This window comes from Pseudomonas sp. URMO17WK12:I6, assembly GCF_003253625.1.
Taxonomy (GTDB): domain Bacteria; phylum Pseudomonadota; class Gammaproteobacteria; order Pseudomonadales; family Pseudomonadaceae; genus Aquipseudomonas.
Genome location: NZ_QKYZ01000011.1, coordinates 25,791 through 41,159, shown reverse-complemented (window position 1 = coordinate 41,159; position 15,369 = coordinate 25,791). Strand labels below are relative to the sequence as shown.

General features: G+C 60.6%; 17 protein-coding genes. 3 read left to right on the top strand and 14 right to left on the bottom strand.

The features are described from left to right. Positions 1-4 precede the first annotated feature (4 nt). The 9 genes from F475_RS19815 to F475_RS19775 all read right to left on the bottom strand — a co-directional run bounded on the left by F475_RS19815 (position 5) and on the right by F475_RS19775 (position 7,115). Complete coding sequence (locus tag F475_RS19815; protein WP_018927830.1) at positions 5-910, bottom strand: metal ABC transporter permease; 906 nt, start codon at positions 908-910, stop codon at positions 5-7. Next, entirely contained in the window at positions 907-1,614 is a 708-nt protein-coding gene (locus F475_RS19810; RefSeq protein ID WP_111454544.1) for a metal ABC transporter ATP-binding protein, read from the bottom strand. Before F475_RS19810 ends, F475_RS19815 begins: the two co-directional genes overlap by 4 nt. Continuing rightward, positions 1,611-2,543, bottom strand: coding sequence for a metal ABC transporter solute-binding protein, Zn/Mn family (locus F475_RS19805; RefSeq protein WP_018927832.1), 933 nt, complete (start codon positions 2,541-2,543; stop codon positions 1,611-1,613). Before F475_RS19805 ends, F475_RS19810 begins: the two co-directional genes overlap by 4 nt. After that, entirely contained in the window at positions 2,540-3,262 is a 723-nt protein-coding gene (locus tag F475_RS19800) for a DUF6162 family protein (protein ID WP_111454543.1), read from the bottom strand. Before F475_RS19800 ends, F475_RS19805 begins: the two co-directional genes overlap by 4 nt. A gap of 38 nt (positions 3,263-3,300) precedes the next feature. Next, a complete protein-coding gene (locus F475_RS19795) occupies positions 3,301-3,789 on the bottom strand; it encodes a DUF6644 family protein (protein ID WP_018927834.1) in 489 nt (162 codons plus the stop codon). 33 nt (positions 3,790-3,822) lie between these two features. Further along, positions 3,823-4,311: a DUF6644 family protein gene (locus F475_RS19790; protein WP_019578577.1), complete on the bottom strand. Its 489-nt coding sequence runs from the start codon at positions 4,309-4,311 to the stop codon at positions 3,823-3,825. 20 nt (positions 4,312-4,331) lie between these two features. Continuing rightward, positions 4,332-5,840 (bottom strand): alpha/beta hydrolase domain-containing protein, encoded by a 1,509-nt coding sequence (locus F475_RS19785; RefSeq protein WP_111454542.1) that lies wholly within the window; start codon positions 5,838-5,840, stop codon positions 4,332-4,334. A 32-nt stretch (positions 5,841-5,872) separates the two neighbouring features. Then, positions 5,873-6,655: a hypothetical protein gene (locus tag F475_RS19780; RefSeq protein WP_111454541.1), complete on the bottom strand. Its 783-nt coding sequence runs from the start codon at positions 6,653-6,655 to the stop codon at positions 5,873-5,875. Between the two features lie 67 nt (positions 6,656-6,722). After that, positions 6,723-7,115, bottom strand: a complete 393-nt coding sequence (locus tag F475_RS19775) for a DUF6152 family protein (protein WP_019649037.1) — start codon at positions 7,113-7,115, stop codon at positions 6,723-6,725. Positions 7,116-7,352: 237 nt separating this feature from the next. Between F475_RS19775 and F475_RS19770 the strand changes: the two genes are divergently transcribed. After that, on the top strand, positions 7,353-8,690 hold the full coding sequence (locus F475_RS19770) for a hypothetical protein (RefSeq protein WP_018927839.1): 1,338 nt from the start codon (positions 7,353-7,355) through the stop codon (positions 8,688-8,690). Between the two features lie 121 nt (positions 8,691-8,811). Here the strand turns inward: F475_RS19770 and F475_RS19765 are convergent, their stop codons facing one another. The 5 genes from F475_RS19765 to F475_RS19745 all read right to left on the bottom strand — a co-directional run bounded on the left by F475_RS19765 (position 8,812) and on the right by F475_RS19745 (position 13,217). Continuing rightward, a complete protein-coding gene (locus tag F475_RS19765) occupies positions 8,812-9,135 on the bottom strand; it encodes a DUF190 domain-containing protein (protein WP_019578582.1) in 324 nt (107 codons plus the stop codon). A 10-nt stretch (positions 9,136-9,145) separates the two neighbouring features. Beyond that, on the bottom strand, positions 9,146-9,529 hold the full coding sequence (gene crcB, locus F475_RS19760; RefSeq protein WP_064617293.1) for a fluoride efflux transporter CrcB: 384 nt from the start codon (positions 9,527-9,529) through the stop codon (positions 9,146-9,148). A 154-nt stretch (positions 9,530-9,683) separates the two neighbouring features. Then, positions 9,684-10,247 carry a cytochrome b gene (locus tag F475_RS19755; protein WP_018927842.1) on the bottom strand — a complete coding sequence of 188 codons (564 nt, stop codon included), beginning with the start codon at positions 10,245-10,247 and terminating at the stop codon, positions 9,684-9,686. Between the two features lie 105 nt (positions 10,248-10,352). Beyond that, positions 10,353-11,807 carry an aldehyde dehydrogenase gene (locus tag F475_RS19750; RefSeq protein WP_026286552.1) on the bottom strand — a complete coding sequence of 485 codons (1,455 nt, stop codon included), beginning with the start codon at positions 11,805-11,807 and terminating at the stop codon, positions 10,353-10,355. Between the two features lie 33 nt (positions 11,808-11,840). Next, entirely contained in the window at positions 11,841-13,217 is a 1,377-nt protein-coding gene (locus tag F475_RS19745; protein ID WP_018927844.1) for an aspartate aminotransferase family protein, read from the bottom strand. 214 nt (positions 13,218-13,431) lie between these two features. On the opposite strand from F475_RS19745, the gene F475_RS19740 reads away from it, so the two are divergent. Then, the gene (locus F475_RS19740) at positions 13,432-14,406 is read left to right on the top strand and encodes a helix-turn-helix domain-containing protein (RefSeq protein WP_064617295.1); all 975 of its coding nucleotides are present in this window, start codon (positions 13,432-13,434) and stop codon (positions 14,404-14,406) included. Positions 14,407-14,466: 60 nt separating this feature from the next. Continuing rightward, positions 14,467-15,207: an IclR family transcriptional regulator gene (locus F475_RS19735; protein ID WP_018927846.1), complete on the top strand. Its 741-nt coding sequence runs from the start codon at positions 14,467-14,469 to the stop codon at positions 15,205-15,207. Positions 15,208-15,369 lie beyond the last annotated feature (162 nt).

The window sequence follows — 15,369 nt, the reverse complement described above, 5'->3', positions numbered from 1 at the left end:
CATTTCATACGCTGGCACCTCTGAACCGGGCCCCGGTAGCGCGGATGACGGTGGTGACGACGAACACCAGGGCGGCGACGATCACGATTGCGCCGCCTGTCGGTACGGGAATGTGAAATTGCATGGGTGCCAGGATGCCGACCACGCAGGAAAAAGTCGCGATCAGGATGGCGCGCACGACCAGCCCCGGGAGCGAATGGCTGATGTTGCGTGCTGCCGCGGCCGGTATGAGCAGAAGGGCTTCGACGAGTACTGCGCCGATGATTTTCAGGCAGGCTACCGTCACCAGGGTGACCAGTACGACAAACAGGTACTCGACGCTTCGCACGCGCACGCCGCGAGCATGTGCCAGGCTCGGATTGAGGCTGGCCAACAGCATGCCGTTGTACATCGGCAGTCCGAGCAGAGCACACGTCGCCGTTACCACAAGCAGCACGTTCATGTCGGTGTAGTCGACCGCCAGGATGGAACCGAACAGCACGCTTTCCATTACGTGCGTGTTGATCTTCGCCGACACGAACAGCAGCAACGAGGCCCCGACCGCCAGCGAGATGGACAAGAACACGCCGATCAGCGTGTCATTGGCCAGCGTGGTGCGGTGCTGCGTGTACTTCAGCGTCAGGGCGAACAGCAGGCAGAAGCCGAACATTGAGAAGTAGGGGGAGGTGTAGGACTCGCCGATCAGCACGCCAATGGCAACGCCGGTCATCGCCGCATTACCGACGGCCTGACTGAAGAATGCCATGCGCTTGATCATCACCATCGAGCCCAGCACGCCTAGTAGCGGTCCGATGAGCACTGCACAGAGCAGCGCATTGATCACGAACTCGTACTCGAACGGTTGCGGCAGGATGCCACTCGCGGCAAGCGCCTGGAGCTGGTTGCGAATCAATTCGTACAGGGCACTCATTGGGTAGCCTCCAGAGGGTAGGCGACCTGGTCGGGCGAACCATGGAACAGCACCCGCCGGTTGATAACGGTCACCGATTGCGCGATGCGCCTGACCTGTTCCAGGTCATGGTTGATCCAGAGGATGGTGACGCCGCGGCCGTTCAGCTCGGCCACCAGCGCCTCCACCAGTCGCACACCCGGTTCGTCGATGCCGGCGGTCGGTTCGTCAAGGATCAGTAGCCAGGGCGCCGGGCTGATCGCCTGCGCCAGCAGCACTCGCTGACGCTGGCCACCGGACAGGCTGCCAAAAGGTTTTGCGCCCATTCCGGCCACGCCGGTGCGCTCCAGCGCTTGGGCATTGGCCGCCTTGGCAGATCGGCTTGAGCCAAAGAAGGCCGGCCTGCGTTGACCGAGAAGGGCCATGATGTCGTTGACCGTCATCGGCACGTTGCGGTCGAAGTCCGGCAATTGCGGGACATACCCCATGGGTGTCGTGACCTCGCCTTCGAACCGGACCGTCCCCGAATGCGGCATCTGGCCCAGCAGCGCGCGCACCAGTGAAGTCTTGCCGCCGCCGTTCGGGCCTACCAGGCAGTGCAGCGCACCGGCTTCTACCCGGAAGCTCACTTTGTCGAGCACTTGCGTACCTCCCAATTGCAGGGAGACGTTATCGAACACTATGGCGGGGCCGCGCATCGCTTGTTCCTCCTTCATCGCGTTCATCGCTGCGTAAACTCAACGGCTTCGGCCAAGGTCTCTAGGTTTTCGCGCATTGCTACCTCGAATTCGTCCGGGCTGTAGGTATTGCCGGTGATGTGAGACAGCGCGAACACCTTCACGCCGGTGGCTGCCTCGATAGGCTTGGCCAGGTCGAGGGAGAAATTCTTCTCGGCAAAAAGCACACGCACATTGGCCTTCTTGATCGCGTCGATGGTGTTGGCCAACTGGCGTGCAGTCGGCGCGACGCCGTGACGCGGCTCGATCACCGCACTCACGAACAGGCCGAACTCTTGCATCATGTAGTCGTAGCCAGCGTGCGTTGTCGCGCACCGGAAGGAAGACAAATCCAGCGCGGCGAAACGGGTCATGAAGCCGGCCCTTAGCGCCCGGATACGCGCGGCATACGCCAGGGCGTTTTGTCGATACGCCGCAGCGTTGTCCGGGTCCAGCTCCCCCAACCGGCGAGTGATCTCGAAGACCTGTTGTATCGCTGCCGTGGTGGATACGAAGGTATGCGGATTGACCACCTTGACGCCGTCCTGGCCGCCGCCGATTGGAATGAGCGCAACCGAGGCATTGGCCTGGATGATCGGCAGGGTCGCCCCGCGGCCAGCGGCCTTGATGATCTGGAAGGCCCATTCATCGTGTCCGATGCCGTTGACGACCAGAACATCGATATTCATCGCGCGGGTGATGTCATCGGGCTGCGGCTGGTAGTTGTGCGGATTCGCCTCCGCCGGGATGAGCGCAACGACCTCCGCCCGATCTCCAACGATATTTGCCACGAAGCTGTAGTAGGGATGCAGTGTGACGCCGATCTTGAGCTTCTTGCCCGAAGAGGGAGCCGGGCTGGCGAGTGCGATGGCGGGTATCAGCAGCAATAGCGCGATGCATCGGCGCCACAGTGCGCGGTGTTTCGTAGAAACGGTCATGGCTGGGTTCCTTTTACGCGTTCGACTTCGCTGGCACCGTTGTAAGGGATGACCTGGCGCCAGCCATCGCCGACCAGCGATTCGGGCTTGACGATGCCAGGGTAGGGCGCGTTCGGGTCGCGGTGGACCCAGATCGTCGCTTGGTTGGCCCACATGACACCGGCATGCGCGTGACCGATGACGAGCAGGTAGGCGCTCTGGCCCGGCGCGCGGCCGCCCGAGCCGTAATAGACCGTAGCGCCCTGGCCCTGGGTGGCTTGCGACACCTTGTTGGCGGTCTGGTCCGGCGGGGTGACAGGCGCATCGGCGTGCACGTCGCCGGAAGCGGCATGCGGCAGGTGAGTGCCAGGCAGAATCAATTGCCACTGCACCTCGCCATTGGTCTTCCAGAAGGCGTCACGGTAGAAGGGCGGCAGCAAGATTTTCTGCGCACGCTCCAGCGTGATCCAGCCGCCGGTATCGTTGTTGAACCAGATGATTTCTTCACCGGCCGGCAGCAGAGCGCTGTGAATCGCCTGATCGACCGTACCCAGGCCATCGAAGGAACGCACCTGCCAGCTCAAGGTTATCGGTGGGCCGACTTTCTGGGGGCGCAGCGTTATATAGCCTGCCACGCTGGCGATGACTGCCAGGGCCGCAAGCAACAGTGCCAGCGATTCCCATCGGCCGGATACCGGGCGCACCACCTTGATTGCGCTGTTTGCGTGATCGCTGGGCATAGCTGCACCAGATGCGCGACGCGGCGATAGACGAGCCATCAGAGAAACGCGATCCAGCGGCCGAGGAACACCACGCCCGCCCACAATGCCAACGAACTGAACCCTGCGACACGCGCCTGGCTGGGAGGCGTTAGCGTTGTGTCCCATTCGGCAATGCGGCGAAAGACGCCCAAGTGGAATACCCCCATGTTGAGCCCCGCCAGCAGTAACACGCCCATCTTGCACAAGAACGCGGTGTTCTCGGCATAGGTCGTGGCATTGGCGGCGAACATGAGCAGGCCGGTGATCACGCAAGCCACGAAAGCGACCCAGGTGAACGGCAGCAAATCTTTTATCAGCCGTAGCGCGCTGCGGCGATGGGAGGCAACGCCGAGCAGACGCAAATCGACGACGGCGATGGTCCCGAACACAAGGGCGATGCCGATCACATGCACCGATTCAAGGGTTGGAAAAGCGGAGCCCGACTCTCGGATGAAGGTGGCGACAGAGGTGTCCTGGAGGGCTTGTAGTGTTGGTTGAATGTCCATGGCGAATACCTGGGAGCTTTCGTTTGAAAACGCTTAGATCGCGTAGGCGATCCAGCGACCACAGATGATGACGACGCACCACAAGCCAATCGACAGCCAGGCTAGCGCCTTGACAAGAGGAGGCTTGTCATCACGTTGTGCATCGTCGGCAGGGCGCAGAAGGGGGCGCCGTAAAAGCAAGGTCAGCGTGAACGCACTCACGACCAGGGCCATCTTCAGCCAGAAGGTCGAGTTGACGAGTACGCGATCAGGCTCGGCGATGATCATGATCAACCCCGTGAAGAGCAGGACGAGGAGCGCATTGCGCATCCACGGGTAGTACCGGCGAACGACGCCACGCAAGGGCTCGTCCGTGGCGAACACACCCGCCAGCCGAAGATCGGAGATGACCGCAGAGCCGAAGAGCACTGTGATAGCGAGGATATGAATGCTCTGGACGGTGGGTATGATCCAGAGAATGTCCCGGATGGCTGTGCTCAAAGGTGACGCATAGATCCAGGCAATGATGAGTGATGATGACATTTGCTGTTCTTCCCAATGGGTTAGAAGTCTTGAGGTTTTGCGATCGAGCGCAGACCCGCCGCATCCTCCGGCAGTAGGTAGCCTTCCTTGATCGAAAGGGCCTTGGCGTCTTCGAATTTCTGTTCGTAGTTGCTGAAGCTTCCATAACGCTGGCCAAGGACTTCCCTGGAGTAAGGCACCTTGGTGTCGTAGATCAGTCCGCAGCCGGTCTCCTGATCCGTGAGGTAGGTCGCACTGGGCACCTGGATCCACGGTGGGCGTACGCCCCCTTGCAGGTTGCCGGTAACAGGGTCGCGCGCGGCGGTCTTGCCATCGCGGGCGACCCGCGGAGCATTCGGCATGGGTTTGCCTTGGCGCACCCATTGGTCCATGCGATCCAGGAGCGCCGAGACGACCAGCTCCGCCGGTTCGTCGTACAGCGTCCGGCACCGTGGGTCGTCGCCCTTGCCGATGTCGGCAGCGAGCTTTTCGGTATGCTCCGTACCGAGGTCGGCCAGCCGCAGGTGCGGCATGCCGGTCACTTCGTAGTAGCGAATCTGCGGGCTGTCGGTGTCCGGCGGCAGGTTGATGCCTTCGATCACGTCGTGCATCAGTTCGGACTGGCTGTAGACGGTCACGAACGGCACGCCATCGGGCGTATGGCGCGGCACCCGGATGACGTCGCCGCCCACTTCTCCGTAGGCCATGCGGCCGGTCATGTAGGCATCGATCAGCGGCCTTGCGTCGGGCATACGCCATTGCTGGTGCCGGCCCTGGTCGAGGTAGTCCATCCAGACTTGCGCAGTCACGGCCCAGCTATTGACGTAGATGCGTTGAACATCGAGACCGGCCAACGGGCTTTGCGCTGCATTGGTTTTCAGCAGCAACGCCAGTTGCGCCCCGATGCCCTGGGACTGTGGAGCGAACGGATCGGGAGCTTCACCGCGGGTGAAGTGTTCCGGGTCGTAATAGGTGCCCAGCGGCGCGTAGCGTGCAAAGTCGAAGCGGCGCATGAACTCGAAGTTCACGATCCGTCCGTACTGGGCGATCTGCTCGGCCTCGGCAGCCGGGGTGTCCGAGATGAACTTGGGATCGACTGGCGGCTTGTTCACATTCAGCGTGTACCCGACGTACGCGTAGCCGCGACGCAGCAAATAGTCGCGGGTCAGGATCCATCCCGCGGCGCGTTCGCCGAACCAGCTGAACGGCTCGATCACGACCGTGCCATTGAAGCGCGCGGGGTCAGCCGGTTTGCGCACCAGAATGCGTGTGGTGTAAGGCGCCTCCAACAGGGTTTTGCCCGAGGCGGTAATGGCCGGGGCAACGCCTTGCAGGTAAAACTCCTCCTCGATGTAGCCGTACTTGTCGAGGTCGCTGTATTCGGTGCCCGGGCGTTTCGCCGACGAGAGCGGTGGCTTGCCGGAGGGCGGCACCGCGATGGCCGTGGGCATTCGGGGCACCTCGGCGAATGTGTTCGACGTGAGGATCAGCAACAGCAGGGCGCTTTGCAGCGTCGGCCGCAGGATGCTGATGGTTGTCAGTCTTTCCATTTGGTCAGCTCCGATGGCGATTAATGGCGACTTCACTCGAGACTGAGGGATGCCTTGCCCTCTTTATCGATCACGATCTGATTGTTCTCGCAGACATACTCTTGAATGGCGTAGTTGGACCGTTTGTACTCGAACGTGAAGCGATACGGGGTCTTGAGCACCTGTGGGTCCTCGATCACGACCTGGTTCTCCAGGTGATCCGGCGCCGTCAGCCTGATGCGTTCGGTGATCTTCATGTCCTTGCCGTGTGGAACGTCGTAGAAACTCACGTCCGTTCGCACCCGTTGTGTTTCCACGACGAGCGTGTCGCCTTCCCAATGGCCGCGTGAATGGCCTTGATATTTAGGGTCCAGGGTCTCTTTTGCAGGCATCGCTTCGTTCAAGAGAATCCGGCGGACCTGCTGGAGATACTCACCGAGGACAATCACTTGCTTGTCGTCGTGAATGATCTGGATCGGAAAAAGCGCCGCCATCAACGTTGGCATTCCCTCGGGCAGGCATCTGGAACTTGTTGTGGCCAACGGTGTTCCAGCCTCGTTCGCAGCGGCTTGTTTCTTCTTCAGCGCGACGTATTCGTCGGCATAGGGCGCCTTCAGGTCCATCGGTCCGCCTGGGTGCACCGGGTTGTCGGGGTTCTCACCGAACCAGTCGTCCGGGGTTCGTTCCCAGGTGCCGCTGATGTCGGGGCGTGCGCTGACGCTGTATTTGTCGCTTAGAGGTTTGGAAGGTGTAGCGGCGTTGCACATCCCGGCGACAGTCACGAGGGCGATGCCCAGGACGATCATTGCCGTGTTCAAGGTTCGTGTCGGTTTCATTGAAACGTCTCCACGCTGCTGGTCTGGTCCGGTCGGTTAGGTCGTCATGAAGCCAGGGAAGGATTTCTCATCCGCCGCCCGTGAGTACGACGTCACCGATCTTGATCTCCACGAGCAGCCCTCCTGGCTCACCGTTTTTCAACGGTTTGAAGGACACCTCGGCAGTCTCGCCGGCCTTGATCGACTCAGCGGTCCAGCCCGTGCGCTGTAACGCGTTGACACTGCCCGTTTCGATCTTGAATCGCTGGGCCGGCGGGCCGGGTGTATCGAGGTAAATCGTGATGTGAGGATTGCTCCAGGCAAAGCGCTCGACGACACCCTTGATCGAGACGGTCTGGGTCTGGTCGAAAAGCGCGAACGAATGGTGAGCACTGGCAACAGGTGCCAGGGCACTGCAGGCGAAGAGGGTCAGAAGACAAAGCCCCTGACGTAACAGCGGGGAGGGTGACAAAGGGGTCATGACAGGTGCCTCGGTTCTTATGGTTCTTATGGGCCCAGCATAGGGGGAGTGCGCTCAGAGGCCGTAGCCCAAAACGGCAACCATTCGAGGCGCTGAGGATGTTTTGCAGCGGGGGAGGTATCGCGCGAGGGGATGGGCGGCCAGCCCCTTGAAAGTGCTGATTTGGGTTACCGCTTGCGCGACCCAAGCCGGAACACTCATGGCTCGCCTCATAAATATAAAAACAGGAGAGACGTCATGCGCACCCTCAGTTACGCCCCATTACTTTCGCTGGTCGCACTCTGTACATTTGAGCCGCAGGTACACGCCTACCAGCTCTACAACGAAGACGATGGCGGAACCGTCCTGAACGCCGACCTGTCGGCGGCGTTTGGCTGGTTCGGCAGCGAGAAAAACTACATTGGCGACCCTGAGAGGGAGCCTGGCAGGATGCGCTGGCAAGAAGGCTTCGCCAAGTACGGTCTCAACGGCACGACAAACAAGATCAATGCTGGTTCCGTCTATGGCGGACTCAGCTGGATCAGCACGGGATCATTTGGCGATGGGGACGCGGGAGGACTCACCGTCGGGGATGAAAGAAGAACGGCTGTGGAAGACGCCTACCTGGGCTGGAAGTCAGGTGACCTGATTCCTGCGCTGGGCAAGGACGGCGTTGATTTCTCTTTTGGCCGGCAGCTCGTTACGGTGGACGGCTTCCTGATCACTGACGACGGGTTCGCCCCCGGGAAGGCCTTCAGCCCTATCGAGGGCGTAAGGGATGGCCGGTTCAATCGCGGTGGCGCCTTTTACCTTGGCCCGCGGTTGGCGTTCGGGAATACGGCAGTCTTGAAACTGGGTGGTCAGGAGGGCCTGCACGGTAGCCTGATATGGCTCAAATCCGATAACCCCGGGCAGTCGAAGACCGAAGTGGCTGCCGCCACCCTCGACTACACGACGCCCGTCGGCTCGATCGGTTCGACGTACGTGCACGGCCTGGATGTTGACGAGCGATATGCCTTTGGCGATCGGCTTGAGCGCAAGGGTATGAACGTCTACAGCATTCGTGGGCAGGGCAATGCCGGGATCGAGAATGCCGACTTTGCGTTCGAGGTGGCACGTCAGGAAAAACGCTCGGGCTCACAGCGGGCGATGTTCTTCGAAGCGGGCTACACCTTTGCCGACACCCAATGGCAACCGACGGTGAGCTATCGATATTCGCGCTATTCCGAAGGTTACGACTTTCTGTTCCAGGGAGGTTTTCGCAAGCGATACCAGGGTGAAGTCGCCGCCAATTACGCAGGTTCAGTGACCTCGAACATGGCGATCAACGACGTGCTCCTCTCAGTCAAGCCGACCGATAAATTGACCCTTAACGCAATGGCCTTCAACTACCACCAGCTCTCCCGTACGCATGAGCAGGACTTCGCTGCACGTGAGGTCGACCTTTTTCTGGATTGGATGGTGACGGATAACGTCACACTCTCGCCTCTGGTCGGCTTCTACAAGCCCGAAAAGTGGCTCGGGGACGGTGGTCTGCAGAGCGGGAGCGCATCAACGAACACTTACTTCCAGTTCATCGTGTGGATGACGTTCTGAGTCGCCGCTCACGCCGTAACGACGAAGGTTTGTTGCCGGTATCTTGATCGGGGGCGCCACCCGCGGTGGCGCATTCCCGATGGGAGGTCGCCAGGCAACAGACGATCGAGGAGGGGCCAGGCTAGGTGGTTTTTTTGCCGACGAAGCCCATCTCGATTGGGGTCTTTATGTAGAACACAGAGATTTCCTCAGCCTCCAGCCTCTTGAGCAACCTTTCGGATTCGTCCTCGGTGATAGCCATGCGAATCTCCGTAGGCTGATCCGCGAGTTCAAAAAAATGCGAAGAGTGCAGTCGACCGGTGTGTCCAAAACCCTCGATAGCCGTAGAGAGAGTCGCACCACGCAGCCCCATCTCCTTGGCCACATCGACGATCCATTCGCCAAGCATCTTTCCCTGATAACGGCGGTTCTGTTGAGTGAAGAAAATCACCAGAAAACCTTTCATTTTCATCTCCTCATCGCATGCCAATGATTTGATAGGACAAAAGCCCGGCAGCGGTCATCACCAACGAGCCTACGACGTGCAATGAAATTGAGCCGAGCGCCCAGAGCAGTCTGCCTTCCTGGATCAGGGCAACTGTTTCGGCGGAAAACGTAGAAAAGGTGGTAAGCCCACCGCAGAAACCCGTGATGATCAGCAGGCGCCACTCAGGACTCAAGGTGGGGGAGGCGGCCAAAAACGCGATAGCCAGGCCAATGATGTAGCCCCCGACCATGTTCGCGACCACCGTGCCCGGGGGAATCGTGGGGAACAGGGCGTTCAGCTTCATGCCCAGGAGCCAGCGCAACCAGGCACCAAGTGACGCACCAACGGCGATAACTGCGAGTGATTTCAGCATGGCGGGCTCACCTCGTCAGACCTGGGCCAAACTGATAGCAGGTAAGCACAACAGAACTGAAAACTTCAAGAACCCCGTACGCAAGTGACTGTACCGGGCCCCCTCAGGTCAGAGCCACGAAGGCGTGGACATCTTGCGCCCACGCCTCATCAAGTTACAGCATGCGGCGCAGGACGTCGTTTCGAGGGTCCCGGTCGTAAAACCGGTGTTTGAGGGCGCCTACGACATGCAACAGGATCAGTCCGAGCAGGGTGTAGGCGAGCACTTTGTGCAGCCATTGGAAGACGACGAACCAATTGTCATTTTTCGGAAGGAGCTCCGGCAGGTTGACCCCAAAAAAGAACACCCCGTCGCTCATCGTGTAAGTGCTCGACATTGAGTAGCCCATCAACGGCACGATCACGACGAGCGCATACATGACACGCTGCGTAAGCCTTGACAGGAACCTTTCATAACTTGCCAGCGTTTCCAGCGGCTGCGGAAGCACGGGGGTCCGAAAGCGCAGGGCGATCTGGGTCAGGACAACCAGAAACACCAACAGCCCAAAGGATTTGTGCCACGGGTAATAGAGCTCGTACTTGCTCGCCACTTCGTCATTCAGACCGGTCATATGCCAGCCTGCCCAGAGGAGGCCTGCGATGAGTGCGGCACGCACCCAGTGCAACATTCGCAGGGACGTCGGATACCGATCGGTTGTTTGTTGATCTATCGGGTTCATCGCAGTCTCTCCATTGATTATCAACGGCATCAGGGATGCACTTTTGAACGCTAACCCTCGCGGCACAGGGGCCGGAGGGTTATTCGGTCAGGACAGGGATCGTGCTCAGGAAGGTAGCAGCACGGTGATGACTTTCTCCTCGGTGTAGGCCACCGCGCCGGCAAACCCGCCTTCACGGCCGATACCGCTGGTCTTTACGCCACCCCAGGGCAGGTTGGCGTCCAGCGGACTCCAGCAGTTGATACCCACGGCACCGGCCTTCACCGCAGCGGCTACGCGGTGCGCTCGCACCAGGTCGGTCGTCCAGACCGTGGCCGCCAGGCCGTAGGAGGAGTCATTGGCCAGTGCGATAGCTTCCTCTTCGCTGTCGAACGTGATCAGCGTGCCGACGGGCCCGAAGATTTCGTCTTGGGCGATCGCCATGGCGTTGTTCGCGTTGGTGAAGATCGTCGGCCGGACAAACCAGCCCTGTTCAGGCGTCGATACACCACCGGCCAGCAGCGAGGCGCCTTGGTCTATTCCCAGTTGGATGTATCGGTTAACGCGATCGAATTGCGCTTTCTTGGCCACCGGTCCCATCTGTACACCGGGCTGGCGAGGGTCGCCCACGTTGACTGCCTCTGCGGCATCGGCCAGCGCTGCGCCGAAGCGATCTGCGATGCTGCGGTGCACCAGGATGCGCGAGCCGGCCGCACAGACCTGGCCCTGGTTGGCGAACAGGCCGAGCGCACACCCGCGCAGCGCGTCTTCGAAAGAGGCATCGTCGAAGACAATCTGGGGGCTTTTGCCGCCCAGTTCCAATGCCACGCGCTTGAACAGCACACCGGCGGTGCGCTGGATTTCGCGTCCGGCCTCGGGGCTGCCGGTGAAGCTGATCTTGGCAACGAGCGGGTGTTCGCACAAGGCGCGACCCACCTCATTGCCGTAGCCGGTGACCACGTTGATCACACCGTCAGGGAAGCCCGCTTCCTGAGCCAGCACCGCCAGGTGCAGGGCAGACTGCGGCGTCTCTTCCGAAGGTTTGATGACCACGGTGCAGCCTGCCGCCAGCAACGCGGCGAGCTTCCAGACGGTGATCATCAACGGCGAATTCCAGGGAACGATGGCGCCGACCACACCCACGGGCTCGCGTACCGTGTACGAAAGAGTCTTGGTGCCGAAGTAGCCACCGGTGGGAATGGTGCGACCTTCCAGCTGGTTGGCCCAGCCAGCAGCGGCACGCAGGTTGGCGATCGCGTTGGGCAAGTCCATCCGGCGCGGTTCGATGGGTGAGCGACCGATGGCGTTGGCGTCCAGATCGGCCAGCAATTCGCTGTCGCGTTCAACCAGGTCAGCGAGTTTAGATAGCAGTCGACCGCGCTGGGCGCCGTCGAGCTGGCTCCAGGCGCCACCCTCAAGTTGGCGGTGTGCGGCCCCCACTGCGCGGTCCACGTCCTCAGTCGTGCCCTGTGCGGAACTGCCGTACACCTGTTCTGTCACGGGGTTGACGAGGTTTATGCGACGACCGTCGGAGGCTTCGAAGGACGCGCCTTCGATGAAGTGATTCAAGTGCTCAGTCATTTTGCGGTCCATAAGTGATGTGCAGTGGTCGGGTCATGCCTCAAGGGAAGCCAGGGCGTCGCCGAAGATGTCCAGTGCCTTGAAGAACAGAGAGCGCGAGATCGTCAGCGACGGCATGACTCGCATCACGTTGCTATAGCGACCACAGGGAATCATCAGCACGCCGTGGTTCAGCAGGTAGCCCATGAGCTGGCCGATTTTTTCGGGCGCCAGGGGAGCCTTGGTGGCTGGGTCTTCAACCAGTTCGATACCGATCATCAGGCCGCGGCCGCGGACTTCAGCGACGAACGGGCTGTTGAAGCCACGGATACGTTCCTGCGCCTCCAACCCCAGGGTGTGCGCGCGGTTGAGCAGATCGAGCTCCGGGTCCTGCAGGATGCTGATGTTGGTCAGCGCCACCGCCGCGGACAACGAGTTGGCGGCAAAGGTGTTGGGCATCGATCCGTCAGGAATCGCGGCCGCCAGGTCCGAACGCATGATCAGGCCCGCCATTGGCAGGTCGCTGCCGATGCCTTTGCCGAACGTGAGCATGTCCGGCTTCACGCCCGAGTGCTCGACCGCCCACATCTTGCCGGTGCGCCCTGCGCCGGATTGCACTTCATCGACGATCAGCAGCGTGCCGCTACGGTCGCATGCTTTGCGCAACAGCTGCAGGAATTCTGGTGAAGGAGGCACGTAGCCGCCTTCGCCCTGCACCGGCTCCACGATAACGGCAGCCACGTCATCGGCGGCGGTGTAGGGGGTGTTCAACAGGTAGTCCACATATTCGCCGGCGATCTGCTCGGCGCTTTTGTGAGTGGTGTCGAAAGGGAAACGGTAGGCGTAAGGGTAGGGGGCGTGAATCACCCCGCCCATTTGGGCTCCGTAACCCTTGCGGTATGCCGTACCTGTCGTCAGGGAACCCGAGGCGTTCCACACGCCGTGGTAGCCTCCATGAAAGGCGATGATCTGGTGCCTCCCGGTGATGCGTTTGGCGAACTTGATGGCTGCTTCAAGCGCATCGCTGCCGCTTTGCGTGAAGAAGGTGATGCAGTCGCCACGCAAGCCGTCGGGCGCGATCTCGGAGAGCTTGGCCGCCAGCTCGGTGCGCCGGGTGCTGTTGACCTCCAGGGCATGCATCAGCACTTCGGACTGTTCGCGGATCGCCTGCACCACCTTCGGATGGCAGCGGCCTACGCTGCTGACGCCCACGCCGGCGGACAAATCGATGTAGGTGTTGCCATCGGGGTCCTTGAAGGTAGCGCCAAAGGCACGATCCATGGCCACCGGCATGCGTCCGCCGCCGCGCGCCATCGACTCGGTACGCGCCGACAACGCCAGGGCCTCGCTGGTTTTGGGGCCGGGAAGTGTGCTGGAGGTAATTCGCGGGGCATCCGCGAAATGGAGGGATTCAAGTTTGGCTTCACTCATGACGTTCACTCTGGATGTCGATTTAAGTGTGCTGATCATCTCCGTGGTGTGTGTATGGCCGGTAGCCCGAATTGGCATATGAGTGGACCGCCCTGAGCGCACTGTCCAGTGAATTTAAAATCTCATAAAGAATTGTGCAAAATTCTCACTATGTGCGAATATCGCATAGGAAGGCGATCTAAAAACAAGAATATTGGCAGAGGCTTTCGACATCATGAAAAATCAGACTATCAGCCATTTCAGAGACGTCCATGTCCATGCGGCCACCGTCCAGGAGTGGAGCCAGGACTACAGTCAGCTAACGGCAGGCTCGACTGAGAGTTCGCTGATGCAGTTGTCGACGGCGGGTGTCCACGTCTTTCTCGAGCAGATCAACCAGCGTGTCGTGCAGCACGGCGTGGCTCCCCGAGGCAAGATGTGCTTTGCCGTGCCGATCACCACCCCGGGTTCGATTCGGATGCAGGGACGGGAGGCGGACGATAGCAGCCTGTTCTTTCTTCACGGTGGCGAGGAGTTCATGTTCCATATGCCGATGGGCATGGAGCTGCTGTCGATCACCTTCGAACGTGAATTGTTCGAGCAGGCGTTGGCGCAAACGGCTTCGGCGAAGGAGGTCAGCCTGTTGCTGCGTCAGCCGGTGATCAGGGTTTCCACGCCGCGCTTTGCAGACGCTCGTCGCCGATTGCTGGCGATGTTCTCCCAGGCCCTGGTGTACGAAGAACTCGACAGCACGCGAGATCGGGAGCGGGAGCTGGCGCTGGAACAGGCGATGCTCGGCGAGTTGCTGCAACTCATGACCGACCCGGCATGCGACAAGCAACAACGCTCCGCAAGCTCCACGCGCAGCTTCATTGTCGAGAAATGCCACCGTCTGGCGACCGCGGAGATGATCGACGTGCCCAGCGTGATCGAGTTGTGCCAGCGACTCCAGGTCAGTCGGCGTACCGTGCAGAACAGCTTTCGCTCGGTTGCCGAGACGACGCCGCTGAATTACTTGCGCTCTGTGAGGCTCAACGGTGTACGCCGGACCTTGATGTCCACCCGCGCGTCGCATCTCTCGATCGGCGATGCCGCTGCCCAATGGGGCTTCTTTCACCTCAGCCATTTTGCGGCGGAGTACCAGGAGTTGTTCGCAGAGTTGCCGTCCCATACCCCCCGCGCAGCCATCACCGGTTGCGCTCATGCCTGAACACCCGCCCGCTGAAAGCAGTGTGGGGTGACCGTTGGCTTCACAAGGATGTAGAGAAAGATGAATAGCCTGCGCCGTCTGCTCATGGTCTTCGACCTGTTTCGCCCGGAACAACCGGTCATCGATGTGGACATCATTTGCCGGGAGCTCGGCTACACGTCCGCCACCGCCTATCGTTATCTGCGCGAACTGGGCGACGCGGGCTTTTTGAAGCGATTGCCGCGCGGTTACGCGCTCGGCCCGCGAATCGTCACGCTGGAGCATCTGATGACGAACTACGATCCGTTGTTGGCATGCAGCCGGGATCTGGTCGACAACCTGGTCGTCGACACCGGCCTGGACGCGCTGGTCAGCGAGTGGCATGGCGACTCCGTGGTCAACGTGCTGATCCATCGTGGCTCCGATGCTGGACCGGTCGGTAGCGGCAGGGGGCGGTCGATCGATCTTTTCCACAGCGCGACCTCCCGGGTCGTACTGGCTTATCTGCTTCCGCGCCAAATCCGACGTGTTTACGACGCGCACGTGAACCCATCCGAATTGCAGCATCTGGGGCTGGAGTGGAAGCCGTTCATCAAGAGCCTGCTCGCCATCCGCAAGCAGGGCTACTGCATCAGCGAAAGCGAGCTGCACCCAGGACGCAGTGGCGTCGCGGCGCCGATCTTCGACGAAAAGCAGCGCGTCCTAGGGAGCATGACCCTGGTGGGGCGCAGTGAGCGGTTCGGTGCGTTTCAGCAAGGCTATCTGTGCGACCTGGTGACCGGCGCGGCGTCAGAACTGACGGCGCGTCTCGCTTCGCAGTGAGGTCAGGCAGGCGGATGGCGCTGTTCAGGTGATGGCGTAACAGGTTACCGATTTGGGATACCGGGGCGTTCACGGTGAGGCATAGGATCGAATCCAGCGTGCGATAAAAGCGACAAGCTCTATCGGTGATGGTGAACGGCTTGCTGCACCGATCCTACAGCG